The sequence below is a fragment of the Streptomyces sp. NBC_00250 genome, from assembly GCF_036192275.1.
In the GTDB taxonomy this organism is placed as follows: Bacteria; Actinomycetota; Actinomycetes; order Streptomycetales; family Streptomycetaceae; genus Streptomyces.
The window spans coordinates 7354471-7372408 of sequence record NZ_CP108088.1; the positions used below are offsets into that span (position 1 = coordinate 7354471).

Annotated in this window: 17 protein-coding genes; 15 read left to right on the plus strand and 2 right to left on the minus strand. The window is 71.1% G+C overall.

Going from position 1 to position 17938, the window contains the following annotated elements; translation table 11 throughout:
* Positions 1-10: 10 nt before the first annotated feature.
* Entirely contained in the window at positions 11-1669 is a 1659-nt protein-coding gene (locus OG259_RS33370; RefSeq protein WP_328945622.1) for a hypothetical protein, read from the minus strand.
* 188 nt (positions 1670-1857) lie between these two features.
* Positions 1858-4053 carry an elongation factor G-like protein EF-G2 gene (locus tag OG259_RS33375; RefSeq protein WP_328945623.1) on the minus strand — a complete coding sequence of 732 codons (2196 nt, stop codon included), beginning with the start codon at positions 4051-4053 and terminating at the stop codon, positions 1858-1860.
* A 326-nt stretch (positions 4054-4379) separates the two neighbouring features.
* Between OG259_RS33375 and pgsA the strand changes: the two genes are divergently transcribed.
* The 15 genes from pgsA to OG259_RS33450 all read left to right on the plus strand — a co-directional run bounded on the left by pgsA (position 4380) and on the right by OG259_RS33450 (position 17829).
* The gene (gene pgsA / locus OG259_RS33380) at positions 4380-5042 is read left to right on the plus strand and encodes a phosphatidylinositol phosphate synthase (RefSeq protein WP_266889725.1); all 663 of its coding nucleotides are present in this window, start codon (positions 4380-4382) and stop codon (positions 5040-5042) included.
* Entirely contained in the window at positions 5039-6103 is a 1065-nt protein-coding gene (locus tag OG259_RS33385) for a phosphatidylinositol mannoside acyltransferase (protein ID WP_328945624.1), read from the plus strand. The genes pgsA and OG259_RS33385 overlap by 4 nt, the downstream gene beginning before the upstream one ends.
* Positions 6100-7251, plus strand: a complete 1152-nt coding sequence (locus OG259_RS33390; protein WP_328945625.1) for a glycosyltransferase family 4 protein — start codon at positions 6100-6102, stop codon at positions 7249-7251. The genes OG259_RS33385 and OG259_RS33390 overlap by 4 nt, the downstream gene beginning before the upstream one ends.
* Before the next feature lie 188 nt (positions 7252-7439).
* Positions 7440-8075, plus strand: coding sequence for an N-acyl homoserine lactonase family protein (locus OG259_RS33395; RefSeq protein ID WP_328945626.1), 636 nt, complete (start codon positions 7440-7442; stop codon positions 8073-8075).
* An 11-nt stretch (positions 8076-8086) separates the two neighbouring features.
* Complete coding sequence (locus OG259_RS33400; RefSeq protein ID WP_266889716.1) at positions 8087-8629, plus strand: hypothetical protein; 543 nt, start codon at positions 8087-8089, stop codon at positions 8627-8629.
* Positions 8630-8744: 115 nt separating this feature from the next.
* On the plus strand, positions 8745-9659 hold the full coding sequence (gene pdxS / locus OG259_RS33405) for a pyridoxal 5'-phosphate synthase lyase subunit PdxS (protein WP_030204560.1): 915 nt from the start codon (positions 8745-8747) through the stop codon (positions 9657-9659).
* A 6-nt stretch (positions 9660-9665) separates the two neighbouring features.
* On the plus strand, positions 9666-10256 hold the full coding sequence (pdxT, locus tag OG259_RS33410; protein WP_063886646.1) for a pyridoxal 5'-phosphate synthase glutaminase subunit PdxT: 591 nt from the start codon (positions 9666-9668) through the stop codon (positions 10254-10256).
* A gap of 62 nt (positions 10257-10318) precedes the next feature.
* On the plus strand, positions 10319-11071 hold the full coding sequence (locus OG259_RS33415) for a YebC/PmpR family DNA-binding transcriptional regulator (protein ID WP_266889710.1): 753 nt from the start codon (positions 10319-10321) through the stop codon (positions 11069-11071).
* 147 nt (positions 11072-11218) lie between these two features.
* Positions 11219-11782, plus strand: coding sequence for a crossover junction endodeoxyribonuclease RuvC (ruvC, locus tag OG259_RS33420; protein WP_073914711.1), 564 nt, complete (start codon positions 11219-11221; stop codon positions 11780-11782).
* A complete protein-coding gene (ruvA, locus tag OG259_RS33425; protein ID WP_328945627.1) occupies positions 11779-12411 on the plus strand; it encodes a Holliday junction branch migration protein RuvA in 633 nt (210 codons plus the stop codon). Before ruvC ends, ruvA begins: the two co-directional genes overlap by 4 nt.
* Positions 12412-12540: 129 nt before the next feature.
* On the plus strand, positions 12541-13632 hold the full coding sequence (gene ruvB / locus OG259_RS33430; RefSeq protein ID WP_328945628.1) for a Holliday junction branch migration DNA helicase RuvB: 1092 nt from the start codon (positions 12541-12543) through the stop codon (positions 13630-13632).
* A 165-nt stretch (positions 13633-13797) separates the two neighbouring features.
* Positions 13798-14271: a preprotein translocase subunit YajC gene (yajC, locus tag OG259_RS33435; protein ID WP_328945629.1), complete on the plus strand. Its 474-nt coding sequence runs from the start codon at positions 13798-13800 to the stop codon at positions 14269-14271.
* Positions 14272-14415: 144 nt separating this feature from the next.
* Positions 14416-16197 carry a protein translocase subunit SecD gene (secD, locus tag OG259_RS33440; protein ID WP_328945630.1) on the plus strand — a complete coding sequence of 594 codons (1782 nt, stop codon included), beginning with the start codon at positions 14416-14418 and terminating at the stop codon, positions 16195-16197.
* Position 16198: 1 nt separating this feature from the next.
* The gene (secF, locus tag OG259_RS33445) at positions 16199-17281 is read left to right on the plus strand and encodes a protein translocase subunit SecF (protein WP_328945631.1); all 1083 of its coding nucleotides are present in this window, start codon (positions 16199-16201) and stop codon (positions 17279-17281) included.
* Positions 17278-17829: an adenine phosphoribosyltransferase gene (locus tag OG259_RS33450; RefSeq protein WP_328945632.1), complete on the plus strand. Its 552-nt coding sequence runs from the start codon at positions 17278-17280 to the stop codon at positions 17827-17829. The genes secF and OG259_RS33450 overlap by 4 nt, the downstream gene beginning before the upstream one ends.
* Positions 17830-17938: the final 109 nt, after the last annotated feature.

Here is a 17938-nt window from a genome sequence, read left to right on the forward strand (position 1 = left end):
GTACGGCCCGTCACGCGTCGTAGACGTCGGCCTTCTTCGGGCCCGGGTCCTGGACGGCGCCGCTGAGGAACAGCGAGCGGTTGGTGAAGCGCTCGGTGTCCACGCCGTGGTCGTCGAGCATCTTGACGGTCGCGGAGTGGACCGCCCGGAGCACCGGCGTCGCCATCCGTATGGCGTCGTCGGCCATGAACCGGTTCTTCCAGAGCGGACCGGCCCAGACGTGCCGCAGCCCGAAGGGCTCGGGCAGGACCATCTTGCCGCCGAGGAACTCCAGGACCGGCGGGTACCAGGTGAGCGGGGCGCGCACCGCGAGCCGGACGATGTCGTCGGTTTCGAGGAGCGGCTGCTGGATCTCCTTCGTCTCCCAGAAGCGGACGGTCTTGGAGACCTCCTTGGTCTTCGCCTTCGGCTTCGTGGTGAAGAGGCCGTGGACGGGACCCAGCGCGTGGCCGGTGACCTCGACCCGGAGCGTGTGATGGAGCGAGGTCACCGTCACCATCATCGTGAGGACGAGGTTCCCGTCCCAGAGGGTGAACTGCACGCCGAGGTAGTGGCGGTTGCCCGCGCCGAACTGCTGGTCGTTGCAGATGCGCTGTATCTCGTGCGGCTTGACCTGGAAGTGGACGATGTTGTCGCCCTCGGGGCGGGTGACCTCGTCGGCGCCCTCGCCGACCGCGGAGACGATCCAGTGCTTGACCGTCGGCTTCGGGAAGCCGGTCTTGAGGGAACCGCGCTCCAGGAGCGCGAGCTGGTCGTGGATCTTGCGGACGACGTCCCAGGCGCGGAAGTCGTGGATCTCCCGGCCGGCCTGGGGGACGAGTTCCTCGGCGAGCGTCCAGCTGCCCCAGCGGGTGCCCAGACCGAGGATTCCCTTGCCACCGGCGTAGAAGGCGATGTTGGACTGCTGCTCGGCGGAGAGCTTCTCCAGGTTCAGCCGGAGCTCCTCCGCCGACTTCTCGGCGGGGTCGTGGGGAACGGACTTCGGCACCTGGGGGCCGACGCCGCCGCCGCTGAGCAGGGCGGCCCAGCGCTCCCGCAGGTCGACCGCGGACCTCTCGCAGATCCGGCGGGCGAGGAACCAGCCGACGACCGGCGCCACGATCATCGCCCGCAGATAGTTCGGCAGGATCCCGTCGAAGGGCAGCTTGAGCAGGACGAGCACGGCGAAGATGCCTGCCGCCCACAGGAGGGCCGAGCCGACCACGCTGGTCCGCTTGTTCTCGGAGCCGGCGGCCATCCGGCGAAGGTGGACGACGCCGAGCCAGAGCAGCAGACCGGGCAGGAAGAGGACACCGAAGACGAAGGTGACCATGGTCAGCCGGGCATCGCGCTGCCGACGGATGTGGGTGGCCGCGAGCGCGTGCTCGACCACCGGCTGCGGTTCCGCGCCGAAGGACTGGATCAGGGCCTTGCGGCCACCGCCGAGCATGCGGACCTGGACGGCGCGGGAGAAGGCCTCACCGAGGTCGGGACGGAAGAGCTTCTCCCACTTCCCGCCCTTGACGGCCGTCTTGTAGAGGTCGTTGTCGGCCTCCTGAATCGTCTTGAGCGGGCTGTCCCGGTACGCGGCGGACGCGAGCGCGTTCGTCGCCCCCGTGCCACCGCCGGAGCCCGTGAGGGGGACCTGCGCCCCGGGTCCGAAGCCATCGATCGCCACTGCCGCCCCCATCGCGCGCGAGTATCTGTGCGGGCTGTTCCCAACTGCCGCGCCCCGCACACCTTCTGAGCTGGGCACCACAGCGTAACCGGGGACCGTCGTCTGCGTCACCGCCTGTGGATGCCGACGGCCGAATGACGTTCGCCCGGCATGCGCCGGGCGAACGGGAACAGCTGTCACTCCGTCAATCAGGCGCTGTTTCAGGCCTGTTCACGGATCTTCTCGGCGAGATGCGGCGGCATCGGCTCGTGCCGGGCGTACGTACGGTCGAACCGGCCGGTGCCGTGCGAAACGGACCGCAGATCGATCGCGTACCGCCCGATCTCGATCTCCGGTACCTCGGCCCTGACCAGAGTCCGCCCCGGTCCGGCCTGGTCGGTGCCGACGACCCGGCCGCGCCGCCCCGACAGATCGCTCATCACGGGACCGACGTACTCGTCGGGGACCAGGACCTGGACCTCGGCGACCGGCTCCAGGAGGTGGACGGCGACCTCGGCCGCCGCCTCGCGCAGCGCGAGCGCCCCGGCCGTCTGGAAGGCGGCGTCCGAGGAGTCCACCGAGTGGGCCTTGCCGTCCCGCAGCGTCACCCGGATGTCGACGAGCGGATAGCCCGCGGCGACCCCCCGCGCGGCCTGCGCCCGTACGCCCTTCTCGACCGAGGGGATGAACTGGCGGGGGACCGCCCCGCCGACCACCTTGTCGACGAACTCGATGCCGCTGCCCGGCGGGAGCGGCTCCACGTCGATCTCACAGATGGCGTACTGGCCGTGGCCGCCGGACTGCTTGACGTGCCGGCCGCGGCCGGCCGAGGCGCCGCCGAAGGTCTCGCGCAGCGACACCTTGTACGGCACGGCGTCCACCTGGACCCCGTACCGGCCCCGGAGGCGTTCGAGGACGACGTCCTGGTGGGCCTCGCCCAGGCACCACAGGACCACCTGCCGGGTGTCCTGGTTCTGTTCGAGACGCAGCGTCGGGTCCTCGGCGACCAACCGCGCCAGGCCCTGCGAGAGCCGGTCCTCGTCAGCCTTCCCGTGGGCCTGGACGGCGAGCGGGAGCAACGGCTCCGGCATCGTCCACGGCTCGATCAGCAGCGGATCGTCCTTCGCGGAGATCGTGTCGCCCGTCTCGGCGCGCCCCAGCCGGGCCACACAGGCCAGGTCCCCGGCGATGCAGTGGGACATGGGCCGCTGCTGCTTGCCGAACGGAGAGGTGAGACCGCCGATGCGTTCGTCGACATCGTGGTCCTCGTGGCCCCGGTCGGCGAGGCCGTGACCCGAGATGTGCACGGTCTCGTCGGGGCGCAGGGTGCCGGAGAAGACCCGGACCAGGGAGACCCGGCCCACATAGGGGTCGGCGGCGGTCTTCACGACCTCGGCGACCAGGGGGCCCTCGGGATCGCAGGTGATCGGGGGCCGGGGCCGGCCGTCCGGGGTGGTCACGGCGGGCGGCTCGTGCTCCAGGGGGGAGGGGAAGCCGCCGGTGATGAGTTCGAGGAGTTCGAGGGTGCCGAGGCCCTGCGTACCGCCGTCGGCGGCGGGCGCGGCCGCGAGCACCGGATGGAAGGCGCCCCGGGCGACGGCCTTCTCCAGGTCGTCGACGAGCGTCTTCACATCGATCGGCTCGCCGCCCAGGTAGCGGTCCATGAGGGTCTCGTCCTCGCTCTCGGCGATGATCCCCTCGATCAGCCGGGCTCGGGCCTCCGCGATGAGTTCCCGCTGGTCCTCGTCGGGCGGGCTCTCCTTCCGTACCCCCGTGGAGTAGTCGAAGATCCGCTCCGAGAGCAGACCGACCAGACCGGTCGCGGGCGCGTGCCCGTCGGCACCCTCGTCGCCGCGCACCGGCAGGTAGAGGGGGAGGACGGCGTCCGGGTCGTCGTGGCCGAAGAGGGAGGCGCAGACGGCGGTCAGTTCGCCGAAGTCGGTGCGGGCGGTGTCGAGGTGGGTCACGACGATGGCGCGGGGCATCCCGACGGCGGCGCATTCCTCCCAGATCATCCGGGTGGAGGCGGCGACGGCGTCGGCCTCCTGGGCCGCCGAGACGACGAAGAGGGCCGCGTCCGCCGCACGCAGACCGGCCCTCAGCTCCCCGACGAAGTCGGCGTACCCGGGGGTGTCGAGGAGGTTGATCTTGTACCCGTCCCAGCCGACCGGGACGAGGGAGAGCTGTACGGAGCGATGCTGGCGGTGCTCGATCTCGTCGTAGTCGGAGACGGTGCCGCCGTCCTCGACCCGGCCCGCCCGGTTGAGCGCCCCGGCGGTCTGCGCGAGTGCCTCGACCAGGGTCGTCTTGCCCGATCCGCTGTGGCCGACCAGCACCACGTTCCGTACGGCCGTGGGCCGGTCGGCCGTCAAAGCCCTGCCGGCGGCTCCGGCTGCCGCGTTCGCCTTGTCACCCATGATGTGTTCCTCCCGACTGCTCGCACGACGCTGCGGGACGCGGGCGCGGGGGAGTGGTGTGTCGCGGTACGGCTCCGGCGGATGCCCGCGGTGGTCCTTCGAGCTTTGCACCGACGCAAGGAGGCGTCCATACGTCGTACGCCGGCGGGCCTTGTCGAGGCCCTCTCCGGCGCCCCGACACGCCCAAACGTCCTACTCGGGAGGGCCCTCGGAGGGACGCCGACGCGGCGGGGCGGGTGCCCGCCCGTACGCCGGGGCGCGCGTGACTACGATGGGTGAGCCGGTGGTCGTAGGGGCCGCGCGGCCCACCGAACCTCGGGAAGGCCATGCTGAACAAGTACGCGCGTGCATTTTTTACGCGTGTCCTCACACCGTTCGCCGCGTTTCTGCTCCGCAGGGGCGTCAGCCCCGACGCGGTCACGCTCATCGGCACGGCGGGAGTGATGGCCGGTGCGCTGGTCTTCTTCCCCCGCGGGGAATTCTTCTGGGGCACCATCGTCATCACCCTCTTCGTCTTCTCCGACCTCGTCGACGGCAACATGGCCCGGCAGGCGGGGATCTCCAGCCGCTGGGGCGCCTTCCTCGACTCGACGCTCGACCGGGTCGCCGACGGCGCGATCTTCGGCGGCTTCGCGCTCTGGTACGCGGGCAAGGGCGACGACAACGTGCTGTGCGCAGTGGCGATCTTCTGCCTGGCGAGCGGTCAGGTCGTGTCGTACACGAAGGCACGTGGTGAATCGATTGGCCTGCCCGTCGCCGTCAACGGTCTGATCGAACGCGCCGAGCGCCTGGTGATCTCGCTGGTCGCCGCCGGCCTCGCCGGGCTCCACACGTTCGGCGTCCCCGGGGTCGAGGTCCTGCTGCCGATCGCCCTGTGGATCGTGGCCGTCGGCAGCGCCGTCACCCTGGGTCAGCGCGTGGTGACCGTACGACGGGAATCGGCCGAGGCGGACGCCGCCGCGGCCGGGGGGAACGGGGCGGCGACATGAGCACGCTGAAGGACAGGCTGAGCGACGGGCTGTACGGAGCCGGCTGGGCGACGGTCAAGAAGCTGCCCGAGCCGGTGGCGGCGGGCCTCGGCCGGCGGATCGCCGACTTCGCGTGGAAGCGGCGCGGGAAGAGCGTCCTGCGCCTTGAGGCCAACCTCGCGCGCGTGGTGCCGGACGCCACGCCCGAGCGGCTCGCCGAGCTGTCGAAGGCCGGCATGCGCTCGTACATGCGGTACTGGATGGAGTCCTTCCGGCTGCCGACCTGGAGCAAGGAGCGGGTCGAGCGCGGGATAGACATCAAGGACGTCCACCACCTGCGGGAGGCCCTCGCCTCCGGACGCGGGGTCGTCCTGGCCCTGCCGCACCTGGCGAACTGGGACCTCGCGGGCGTGTGGGTGACCCGCTCACTCGGCGTGCCGTTCACGACGGTCGCGGAGCGGCTCAAGCCGGAGACGCTGTACGACCGCTTCGTCGCCTACCGCGAGTCCCTCGGCATGGAGGTCCTGCCGCACGTCGGCGGCTCCGCCTTCGGCACGCTGGCGCGGCGCCTGCGGGCGGGCGGCCTGGTCTGCCTGGTCGCCGACCGCGACCTGTCGGCCTCCGGCACCGAGGTGACCTTCTTCGGGGACACCGCGCGGATGCCGGCGGGACCCGCGATCCTCGCCCAGCAGACGGGCGCGCTGCTCCTCCCGGTGACGCTCTGGTACGACGACACGCCGGTCATGAAGGGGCGGATCCACGGACCCGTCGACGTACCCGAGTCAGGTACACGGGCCGAGAAGACGTCCGTGATGACACAGGCGCTGGCAGACGTCTTCGCCGGCGGCATCGCGGACCACCCGGAGGACTGGCACATGCTGCAACGACTGTGGCTCTCGGACCTGGAGGAACGCCCGGACACCGGCGCGGTCGCCGGGACCCCGGGCGCGGAGACCGCGGGTGCCGCGACCGACGGTGTCGGGACCGCGGGCGCCGCGACCGACGGTGTCGGGACCGCGGGCGCCGCGACCGACGGTGTCGGGACCGCGGGCGCCGAGCGGGGCGGGGAGCGCGGCGAGTGAAGATCGGGATCGTCTGCCCGTACTCGTGGGACGTGCCGGGTGGTGTCCAGTTCCACATCCGCGACCTCGCCGAGCACCTCATCCGGCTCGGCCACGAGGTCTCCGTCCTCGCGCCCGCCGACGACGAGACCCCGCTGCCGCCGTACGTCGTCTCCGCGGGCCGGGCCGTCCCCGTGTCGTACAACGGCTCGGTGGCCCGGCTCAGCTTCGGCTTCCTCTCCGCCGCGCGGGTGCGCCGCTGGCTGCACGACGGCACCTTCGACGTCGTCCACATCCACGAGCCGACCTCGCCGTCGCTGGGGCTGCTCACCTGCTGGGCGGCACAGGGGCCGATCGTGGCCACCTTCCACACGTCGAACCCGCGCTCGCGGGCCATGATCGCCGCGTATCCGATCCTCCAGCCGGCCCTGGAGAAGATCAGCGCCCGCATCGCGGTGAGCGAGTACGCGCGCCGCACCCTCGTCGAGCACCTCGGCGGAGACGCCGTCGTCATCCCCAACGGGGTCGACGTGGACTTCTTCGCACGCGCCGAGCCGAAGAAGGAGTGGCAGGGCGAGACCCTCGGTTTCATCGGCCGGATCGACGAGCCCAGGAAGGGCCTGCCCGTCCTCATGCGGGCGCTGCCCAGGATCCTCAACGAGCGCCCCGGTGCGCGGCTCCTGGTCGCCGGGCGCGGGGACGAGCAGGAGGCGGTGGCCTCGCTGCCGCGCGAGATGCGCTCCCGGGTGGAGTTCCTCGGCATGGTCAGCGACGAGGACAAGGCGCGGCTGCTGCGCAGCGTCGACGTGTACGTGGCCCCCAACACCGGCGGCGAGAGCTTCGGCATCATCCTCGTCGAGGCGCTGTCCGCCGGCGCGCCGGTCCTCGCCTCCGACCTGGACGCCTTCGCCCAGGTCCTCGACCAGGGGGCGGCGGGCGACCTCTTCACCAACGAGGACGCGGACGCGCTCGCGGACGCGGCGATCCGGCTCCTCGGCGACGAGGACCGGCGTGCTGGCCTCAGCGCCCGGGGCTCCGCCCATGTGCGCCGCTTCGACTGGACCACGGTCGGCGCGGACATCCTCGCGGTCTACGAGACGGTCACGGACGGCGCGGCGGCGGTGGACACGGACGAACGAGTGGGCCTACGCGCAAGGCTGGGCCTGTAGAGCCTGCGCCCCGCACCGTGCGGGCCGCGCCCACCCGCGCCGTGCGGGCCGTTGCCCGACCCCGTCCGAACGCAGCCCCCGCCCGGCAGGGGGCGCCGTTCCCGCCGCGAGGAGCCGGGCGGGGGCTGCGTTCGGACGTGTGTGCGCAACGGGGGGTTGTGGAGGGCGCGTTCGGGCAGGCTGGCGCCATGATCCTTGTCACCCGGCTCGACCTGGGGTACTTCACCCGTCCCGCCGACGAGTGGGGCGGCCCCCACCCACGCGTGGAGCCCGTCCTCGGGTATCTCGTGCGGCACGCCCGCGGGAGCCTGCTCTTCGACACCGGCATGGGGACCGGGTCCCCGGAGACGGACGCCCATTACCGGCCCGTCCGGCACCCCCTCACGGTCGGCCCCGCGGACGTGGACCTCGTCGTCAACTGCCACCTCCACTTCGACCACATCGGCGGCAACCAGCGCTTCCCCGCCACCCCCGTCCTCGTCCAGCGCACCGAGCTCGCCACCGCCCGCGCCGGCGGGTACACCATCGATTCGCTCCTCCCGGGCGTCCGGTACGAGGAGATCGACGGCGAGCACGAGATAGCCCCCGGCGTACTGATCGTGCCGACACCGGGGCACACCGAAGGCCACCAGTCGCTCCTCCTCGACCACGGCGACCGGGTGACCGTCCTCGCCGGGCAGGCGTACGACTTCGCGGCCGAGTTCGGGACGCCGTACCGACCCTGGCTCGACCGGCTCGCCGAACTCGCCGCGGGCCGACCCGCGCGTGTCCTGTTCGCCCATGACCGTGACCTTTGGGAAGGGGTGCTGCCACCGCCCCGGTAGCCTTTCCGCCCGTGACCGAAACCCTGATCTGGACCGTCGTCGCGCTGATTCTCATCGGCGTCTATCTCAGCTGGACCGCCGGACGGCTCGACCGGCTGCACTCCCGTATCGACGCCGCCCGCGCGGCCCTCGACGCTCAGCTGTTGCGCCGGGCCTCGGTCACCCAGGAGCTGGCGACCTCCGGTGTCCTCGATCCGGCCGCCTCGATCGTGCTGTACGAGGCCGCGCACGCCGCACGGCAGGCCGAGGAGGACCATCGTGAGGTCGCCGAGAGCGAGTTGAGCCAGGCCCTGCGGGTCGTGTTCGGCGAGCCCGAGCAGGTGGAGCTCGTACGGGAGGCTCCCGGTGGCGTGGAGGCCGCGGAAGAACTGGCGGCATCGGTCCGGCGGGTGCCGATGGCCCGGCGTTTCCACAACGACGCGGTACGCGCCGCCCGCGCGCTGCGGCGTCACCGCAAGGTCCGCTGGTTCCGGCTCGCGGGCCACGCGCCGTTCCCGCTGGCCTTCGAAATGGACGACGAGCCGCCGGTGGCCCTTGCTGATCGTCCGGCCTGACGCCCATAGCCTGCGAAAACGATCCACCGGGTCCACATTGGCCCTTGCTGTGGACCGCAGGTGGACTGTTTCCTCAACCTAGTCGTCAACCCCCGTTGTCACGAGTGAGGTCCCCGTGTCCACCACGCCTTCCGTTTCCCCCCAGTCCCCCGAGACCGGCACCGCCCGTGTGAAGCGCGGCATGGCCGAGCAGCTCAAGGGCGGCGTGATCATGGACGTGGTCAACGCCGAGCAGGCGAAGATCGCCGAGGACGCCGGCGCCGTGGCCGTCATGGCCCTGGAGCGGGTCCCCGCGGACATCCGCAAGGACGGCGGCGTGGCCCGCATGTCCGACCCGAACATGATCGAAGAGATCATCGGCGCGGTGTCCATCCCGGTCATGGCCAAGTCCCGCATCGGCCACTTCGTCGAGGCCCAGGTCCTGCAGTCCCTCGGTGTCGACTACATCGACGAGTCCGAGGTCCTCACCCCGGCCGACGAGGTCAACCACTCCGACAAGTGGGCCTTCACGACCCCCTTCGTCTGTGGTGCCACCAACCTGGGCGAGGCCCTGCGCCGCATCGCCGAGGGCGCGGCCATGATCCGCTCCAAGGGCGAGGCCGGCACCGGCAACGTCGTCGAGGCCGTCCGCCACCTGCGCCAGATCAAGAACGAGATCGCCCGCCTGCGCGGCTTCGACAACAACGAGCTGTTCGCCGCCGCCAAGGACCTGCGCGCCCCGTACGAGCTCGTCAAGGAGGTCGCCGAGCTCGGCAAGCTCCCCGTGGTGCTCTTCTCCGCCGGTGGCGTCGCCACCCCCGCCGACGCCGCGCTCATGCGCCAGCTCGGCGCCGAGGGCGTCTTCGTCGGCTCCGGCATCTTCAAGTCGGGCGACCCGGCCAAGCGCGCCGCCGCCATCGTGAAGGCCACCACCTTCTACGACGACCCGAAGATCATCGCGGACGCCTCCCGCAACCTGGGCGAGGCCATGGTCGGCATCAACTGCGACACCCTCCCCGAGTCCGAGCGCTACGCCAACCGCGGCTGGTAATCACTCATGAGCACACCCGTGATCGGTGTCCTGGCACTCCAGGGCGACGTACGGGAGCACCTGATCGCCCTGGCCGCGGCTGACGCCGTGGCCAGGCCGGTCCGGCGCCCCGAAGAGCTGGCCGAGATCGACGGTCTGGTCATCCCCGGCGGGGAGTCCACCACCATCTCCAAGCTGGCCGAGCTGTTCGGCATGGCGGAGCCGCTGCGCGAGCGCATCGCCGCCGGCCTGCCGGTCTACGGCACCTGCGCCGGTCTGATCATGCTCGCCGAGAAGATCCTCGACCCGCGCTCGGGCCAGGAGACCTTCGGCGGCATCGACATGATCGTCCGCCGTAACGCCTTCGGGCGACAGAACGAGTCCTTCGAGGCCGGCGTCACCGTCGCGGGCATCGAGGACGGCCCCGTCGAGGGCGTCTTCATCCGGGCCCCCTGGGTGGAGTCGGTCGGCGCCGAGGTCGAGATCCTCGCCGAGCACGAGGGTCACATCGTCGCCGTGCGGCAGGGCCGGGTGCTGGCGACCTCGTTCCACCCCGAACTCACCGGGGATCACCGGATTCACGCCCTGTTCGTCGACATGGTGCGCGCGGCACGCTGATCCGATCCCGGTAGGATCTCTGGGGTTCGTTCAGAAATGGGTTACGCGAAGGAGACAGGCAGATGTCCGGCCACTCTAAATGGGCTACGACGAAGCACAAGAAGGCCGTGATCGACGCCAAGCGCGGCAAGCTCTTCGCGAAGCTGATCAAGAACATCGAGGTCGCGGCCCGCACGGGCGGCGCCGACCTGGACGGTAACCCGACGCTGTTCGACGCCGTCCAGAAGGCGAAGAAGCAGTCGGTCCCGAACAAGAACATCGACTCCGCGCTCAAGCGCGGAGCGGGTCTCGAGGCCGGCGGCGCCGACTACGCCACGATCATGTACGAGGGTTACGGCCCGAACGGTGTCGCGGTGCTCATCGAGTGCCTCACCGACAACCGCAACCGCGCCGCCTCCGACGTGCGCGTGGCCATGACCCGCAACGGCGGCTCCATGGCCGACCCGGGCTCGGTCTCGTACCTGTTCAACCGCAAGGGCGTCGTCGTGCTCCCCAAGGGCGAGCTGTCCGAGGACGACGTCCTGGAGACGGTGCTCGAAGCCGGTGCGGAGGAGGTCAACGACCTCGGTGAGTCCTTCGAGATCATCAGCGAGGCCACCGACCTGGTCGCGGTCCGCACCGCCCTCCAGGAGGCCGGTATCGACTACGACTCCGCCGAGTCCAGCTTCGTGCCGACCATGCAGGTGGAGCTCGACGAGGACGGCGCGCGCAAGATGTTCAAGCTGATCGACGCGCTGGAGGACAGCGACGACGTGCAGAACGTCTTCGCCAACTTCGACGTCAGCGACGAGGTCATGGAGAAGGTCGACGCCTGATCGCGGTCGTTGATCGCGGTCGTCGACCGAGGCGGTTCCGCAGCGGGCCGACGGGGACACACCCCCGTCGGCCCGCTGTCGTTCGTGCGGCGTTGTCGGTGGCAGCGGATAGCCTGCACAAACAGGTGAGCGAGGAGGGGGTGCGGCGTGCGTGTTCTCGGGGTGGACCCGGGTCTGACCCGGTGCGGCGTCGGCGTCGTCGAGGGCGTCGCCGGACGGCCTCTCACCATGCTCGGCGTGGGCGTGGTGCGGACGGCCGCGGACGACGACATCGGTGTGCGCCTCGTCGGCATCGAGCGCGGCATCGAGGAGTGGCTCGACCGCTTCTCGCCCGAACTCGTCGCCGTGGAGCGGGTGTTCAGCCAGCACAACGTGCGTACGGTGATGGGCACCGCCCAGGCCAGTGCCGTCGCCATGCTGTGCGCCTCGCGCCGCGGCATCCCCGTCGCCCTGCACACCCCCAGTGAGGTCAAGGCCGCCGTCACCGGCAGCGGTCGCGCCGACAAGGCGCAGGTCGGAGCCATGGTGACCCGGCTGCTCCGGCTCTCCGCGCCGCCGAAGCCCGCCGACGCCGCCGACGCCCTCGCCCTCGCCATCTGTCACATCTGGCGGGCACCCGCCCAGAACCGTCTCCAGCAGGCCGTCGCCGAGAACCGTCTCCAGCAGGCGGTCGCCCGGCAGGCGGCCGCAGTGAAAGGCCGAACCCGATGATCGCCTTCGTCAGCGGCCCGGTCGCCGCGCTCGCCCCCACCACGGCCGTCATCGAGGTCGGCGGCGTGGGCATGGCCGTCCAGTGCACCCCGGGGACCCTCGCGGGACTGCGGATCGGCGAGGACGCCCGGCTCGCCACCTCCCTCGTCGTCCGCGAGGACTCCCTCACCCTGTACGGCTTCGCCGACGACGACGAGCGGCAGGTCTTCGAGCTCCTCCAGACGGCCAGCGGCGTCGGGCCCCGCCTCGCGCAGGCCATGCTCGGCGTGCACAGCCCGGACGCGCTGCGCATCGCCGTGTCCACCGGTGACGAGAAGGCCCTCATGGCCGTCCCCGGCATCGGCAAGAAGGGCGCACAGAAACTCCTCCTCGAACTGAAGGACAAGCTCGGCGCGCCGCTCGGCAGCAGCGGCATGGTCGGAGCCCAGCGCGCGGCGGCCGCAGGGCCCGCGCCGTGGACGGAGCAGCTGTCCGCCGCCCTCATCGGCCTCGGCTACGCGTCGCGCGAGGCGGAGGAGGCGGTGGCCGCGGTGGCCCCGCAGGCCGAGGAAGCGATCGCCGCGGGCGGCTCGGCGCCGGTGCCGCAGCTGCTGCGCGCGGCCCTGCAGTCCCTGAACCGCGCGCGCTGACGCCGAACCACCGCGCGGGGACCTCCCCCCGCGCCTTCCCGAGGCCGGGGCTCGCCCCGGCCCCGCACCTCACACGCCGGCGGGGCCGAACCTCACCACCGCACCACCACCCGAGAAGGCAGAACATCCGTGAACTGGGACGACGAGACCACCGGCGACGACGAGGCACGTATCGTCGGGGCCTCCGCCGAGGGGGACGACCAGGCCGTCGAGGCGGCGCTGCGGCCCAAGGACCTCAGTGAGTTCGTCGGCCAGGAGAAGGTGCGCCAGCAGCTCGACCTGGTCCTCAAGGCCGCCCGCCAGCGCGGCGCCACCGCCGACCACGTACTGCTCTCCGGCGCCCCCGGCCTCGGCAAGACCACCCTCTCGATGATCATCGCCGCGGAGATGAACGCGCCGATCCGCATCACCTCGGGCCCCGCCATCCAGCACGCCGGAGACCTCGCCGCGATCCTCTCCTCCCTCCAGGAGGGCGAGATCCTCTTCCTCGACGAGATCCACCGCATGTCCCGGCCCGCCGAGGAGATGCTCTACATGGCGATGGAGGACTTCCGCGTCGACGTCATCGTCGGCAAGGGCCCCGGCGCCACCGCGATCCCGCTCGAACTCCCGCCGTTCACCCTGGTCGGCGCCACCACCCGGGCCGGACTCCTGCCGCCGCCGCTGCGCGACCGCTTCGGCTTCACCGGGCACATGGAGTTCTACGACCCGGCCGAGCTCCAACGGGTGATCCACCGCTCCGCCGGACTCCTCGACGTCGAGATCGACCCGGCGGGCGCCGCCGAGATCGCCGGCCGGTCCCGCGGCACCCCCCGTATCGCCAACCGTCTGCTGCGCCGCGTCCGCGACTACGCGCAGGTCAGGGCCGACGGAAACATCACCAGGGAGATCGCGGAGGCGGCCCTCAGCGTGTACGAGGTCGACGGCCGCGGCCTCGACCGGCTCGACCGTGCCGTCCTGGAGGCCCTGCTCAAGCTTTTCGGCGGCGGCCCGGTCGGCCTCTCCACCCTCGCGGTCGCGGTGGGGGAGGAGCGCGAGACCGTCGAGGAGGTCGCCGAACCCTTCCTCGTAAGGGAAGGTCTGCTGGCCCGTACGCCCCGTGGTCGGGTCGCGACTCCCGCGGCATGGGCGCACCTCGGACTCGTTCCGCCGCAGGCTGCGGGCCCGGGGAGCGCAGGGAACGGCACGGGAATGGGACAACAGGGGCTCTTCGGGGCGTGACGGTGCTGACACTCGCCCGGACAGGAACCAGGGTGCGATGCTGGACGTTGTTCCATCGATGCGGACTCGCCTAGACTCCGCCGATGCCGCCCTTTCTGGTCGGCGCGCCCACCCCCGAAGATCAGGCCGCGGGTTCTCCGCGACCGTGCGAAGGAAACCCGTCCCGTGAGCATCGTGACCCTCCTCCCCTTCATCGTCCTCATCGGGGCCATGTTCCTGATGACCCGCTCTGCCAAGAAGAAGCAGCAGGCGGCGGCGCAGATGCGCAACGAGATGCAGCCCGGCACCGGCGTACGGACGATCGGGGGGATGTACGCCACCGTCAAGGAGATCGGCGACGAGACCGTCCTCCTCGAGGTCGCGCCCGGCGTCCACGCCGTCTACGCGAAGAACGCGATCGGCGCCGTCCTCGAGGACTCCGAGTACAACCGCATCGTCCACGGTGACGATGAGGACTCGGACTCCGACACCGTCGTCCCGGACGACGCCTCGTCGCTGACCGAGGCCGCCGAGGCCGCGGAGGCCACCGAGGTCGAGGACGCGCCGAAGGCCGACCTGACGAAGAAGGCGGACGCGGCCGACGCCGCGGCCGAGGGGCAGAAGGACGGCAAGGCCGACGGCGAGGCCGACGCGAAGTAGTCGCGGCCGGGGACACCGCGCACGCCCACCGGCGCGCGCGGTCCCCGGAACGGTTCCACGTCTGCGGGGGCAGGTCCCCACACACACTTCGTGGCCGTCTCACGCATACCCGGCGCGAGACGGTTGGACAGGGAGATACGACAGGTGGCAGCACCGAAGAAGGGCCGAAGGCCGGCGGGGGGACAGAGCCGGCCGGGCCGCGCCCTGGCACTCATCCTGATCGCCATGGTCGCGCTCACCGGCGGCATGTTCTGGTCGGGGCACACCACCCCGCGCCTGGGCATCGACCTCGCCGGCGGTACGTCGATCACGCTCAAGGCCAAGGCTGAGCCGGGCCAGGAGTCGGCGGTCAACGAGACCAACATGAACACCGCCGTCGGCATCATCGAGCGCCGTGTCAACGGTCTCGGTGTCTCCGAGGCCGAGGTCCAGACGCAGGGCCGCGAGAACATCATCGTGAACATCCCTCGCGGGACGAACGAGAAGCAGGCCCGGGAGCAGGTCGGTACCACCGCCCAGCTCTACTTCCGGCCCGTTCTCGCCGTCGCGGCCGCCGCGCCGCAGCCGGCGCCGAGCGCCAGCTCCTCCGGCTCCCCGTCGGCCTCGCCGAAGCCGTCCTCCTCCGCCTCCGGCGCGACGGTGGGCGAGAAGTCGGCCACCCCGACGGCCACGGCCACCGCCTCCACCCAGGGCCGTGCGCTCACCGAGGCCCTCAAGGCCCCGAAGCCCACGCCCACCGGGAGCTCCACCCCCTCCGCGACCCCCAAGGCCTCGGAGACCCCCAAGGCGAACCAGACGCCCGACGCCGCCACCGCGGCGCTCCAGCAGAAGTTCACCACCCTGAACTGCCTCGACCCCAAGCAGCGGACGGCCGCCGGCGAGGGCGTCAAGCCCACCGACCCGGCCGTGGCCTGCGGCACGAACGCGATCGGCGAGTGGGAGAAGTACCTCCTCGGCCCGGCCGAGGTCGAGGGCAAGGACGTCGACGACGCCAAGGCCGCGATCGACCAGCGGACCGGCCAGTGGATCGTGGACATGGAGTTCACGAGCGCCGGCTCGAAGAAGTTCCAGTCGATCACCAGCAAGCTCTCGCAGCAGACCGAGCCGCAGAACCAGTTCGCGATCGTCCTGGACGGCGAGGTCGTCTCGGCGCCCCGCGTCCAGACCACGCTGAGCGCAAGCGCGCAGATCTCCGGCAGCTTCAACCAGCAGTCCGCCCAGGACCTCGGCAACATCCTGTCGTACGGTGCCCTGCCGCTCTCCTTCGAGACGCAGAGCGTCGACACCGTCACCGCCGCGCTCGGTGGTGACCAGCTGGAGGCCGGTCTGATCGCCGGCGCCATCGGCCTGGCTCTGGTCATCATCTACCTGGTGGCCTACTACCGCGGCCTGTCGCTGATCGCCATCCTCAGCCTCGGCGTCTCCGCGCTCCTCACCTACGTGATCATGGCCCTGCTCGGCCCGGCCATCGGCTTCGCGCTGAACCTGCCGGCCGTCTGTGGCGCCATCGTCGCCATCGGTATCACCGCGGACTCGTTCATCGTGTACTTCGAGCGCATCCGCGACGAGCTCCGCGAGGGCCGCACGCTCCGCCCGGCCGTCGAGCGCGCCTGGCCGCGCGCCCGCCGCACCATCCTGGTCTCCGACTTCGTGTCGTTCCTGGCCGCGGCCGTGCTCTTCCTCGTCACCGTCGGCAAGGTCCAGGGCTTCGCGTTCACGCTCGGCCTGACCACCCTGCTCGACGTCGTCGTGGTGTTCCTCTTCACCAAGCCGGTCATGACGCTCCTCGCGCGGACCAAGTTCTTCGGCGACGGCCACGCCTGGTCCGGCCTGGACCCGAAGCGACTCGGCGCCAAGCCGCCGCTGCGCCGCACCCGTCGTGCCAATGCCTCTGCCGCTGGCCCTGTCGACCCGAAGGAGGCGTGAGATGTCGAAGCTCGGCGATCTCGGCGCCCGGCTCCACCGCGGTGAGGTCGGCTACGACTTCATCGGCAACCGCAAGATCTGGTATGGCCTGTCCATCCTGATCACCATCACCGCCATCGTCGCCCTGGCCGTCCGCGGCCTCAACATGGGCATCGAGTTCCAGGGCGGTGCCGTCTTCACCACCCCGAAGTCGGAAGTCTCCGTCAGCCAGGCCCAGGAGTACGCGGAAGAGGCCTCCGGCCACGACGCGATCGTCCAGCAGCTCGGCAACGGCTCCCTGCGCATCCAGGTCGGCGGCCTCGACACCGCGCAGTCCGACCAGGTCCGCTCGGAGCTCGCCAAGGACCTGAACGTCGCCGAGGACAAGATCGCGGCCGAGCTCGTCGGCCCCAGCTGGGGTGAGCAGATCGCCACCAAGGCCTGGACCGGTCTGGGGATCTTCATGATCCTCGTGGTGATCTATCTGGCCATCGCCTTCGAGTGGAGAATGGCGGTCGCGGCGCTCATCGCGCTGATCCACGACCTCACGATCACGGTCGGCATCTACTCGCTGGTCGGCTTCGAGGTCACCGTCGGTACGGTCATCGGTCTGCTGACGATCCTCGGTTACTCGCTGTACGACACAGTCGTCGTCTTCGACTCCCTCAAGGAACAGACGAAGGACATCACGAAGCAGACCCGCTTCACGTACAGCGAGCTGGCCAACCGCTCGATCAACGGCACCCTGGTCCGTTCGATCAACACCACCGTCGTCGCGCTGCTGCCGGTCGCCGGCCTGCTCTTCATCGGTGGTGGCGTCCTCGGCGCCGGCATGCTCAACGACATCTCGCTGTCGCTGTTCGTCGGTCTCGCCGCCGGTGCGTACTCGTCGATCTTCATCGCCACCCCGCTCGTCGCCGACCTCAAGGAGCGCGAGCCGGCGATCAGGGCACTCAAGAAGCGCATCATGGCGAAGCGGGCCGGTGCGGCCGCCAAGGGCGAGTCGTACGACGGGTCGGACGACCGGTCCGTCGACGACAACGAGATCGCCGTCGTCGGCCCGCGGGCGAGCCGTCGCGGCCGCTCCTCGGAGCAGCGAGGATGACCGCCGAGGCCCAGGACGTCAGCGACCTCCTGCTCAGCCGTATCCGCGACGTACCGGACTACCCGAAGCCGGGCGTGCTGTTCAAGGACATCACGCCGCTGCTCGCGGACCCGGAGGCGTTCACGGCGCTCACCGACGCCCTCGCCGCGCTGTGCACCGCGCACGGCGCGACGAAGATCGTCGGCCTTGAGGCGCGCGGCTTCATCCTGGCCGCCCCGGTGGCCGTCCGAGCGGGCCTGGGCTTCATCCCGGTCCGCAAGGCCGGCAAGCTCCCCGGAGCCACGCTGAAGCAGGCGTACGAGCTGGAGTACGGCACCGCCGAGATCGAGGTGCACGCCGAGGACCTGGCCGCGGGCGACCGCGTCATGGTCATCGACGACGTCCTCGCCACCGGCGGGACGGCCGAGGCCTCGATCGAGCTGATCCGCCGCGCGGGCGCCGAGGTGGCGGGCGTCGCGGTCCTCATGGAGCTGGGCTTCCTGCCGGGCCGCGCCCGACTGGAGCCCGCCCTGAACGGGGCGCCGCTCACGGCACTCATCCGAGTGTGATGCTTCAAGTCCGACGATCTCCCGCCCGATAACGGTCGAGGGATACGGCGACGGGCGCCCGGGACCTCCCGAGGCGCCCTTCGTCGTTCCCGGACGTTGTCACGCTGCC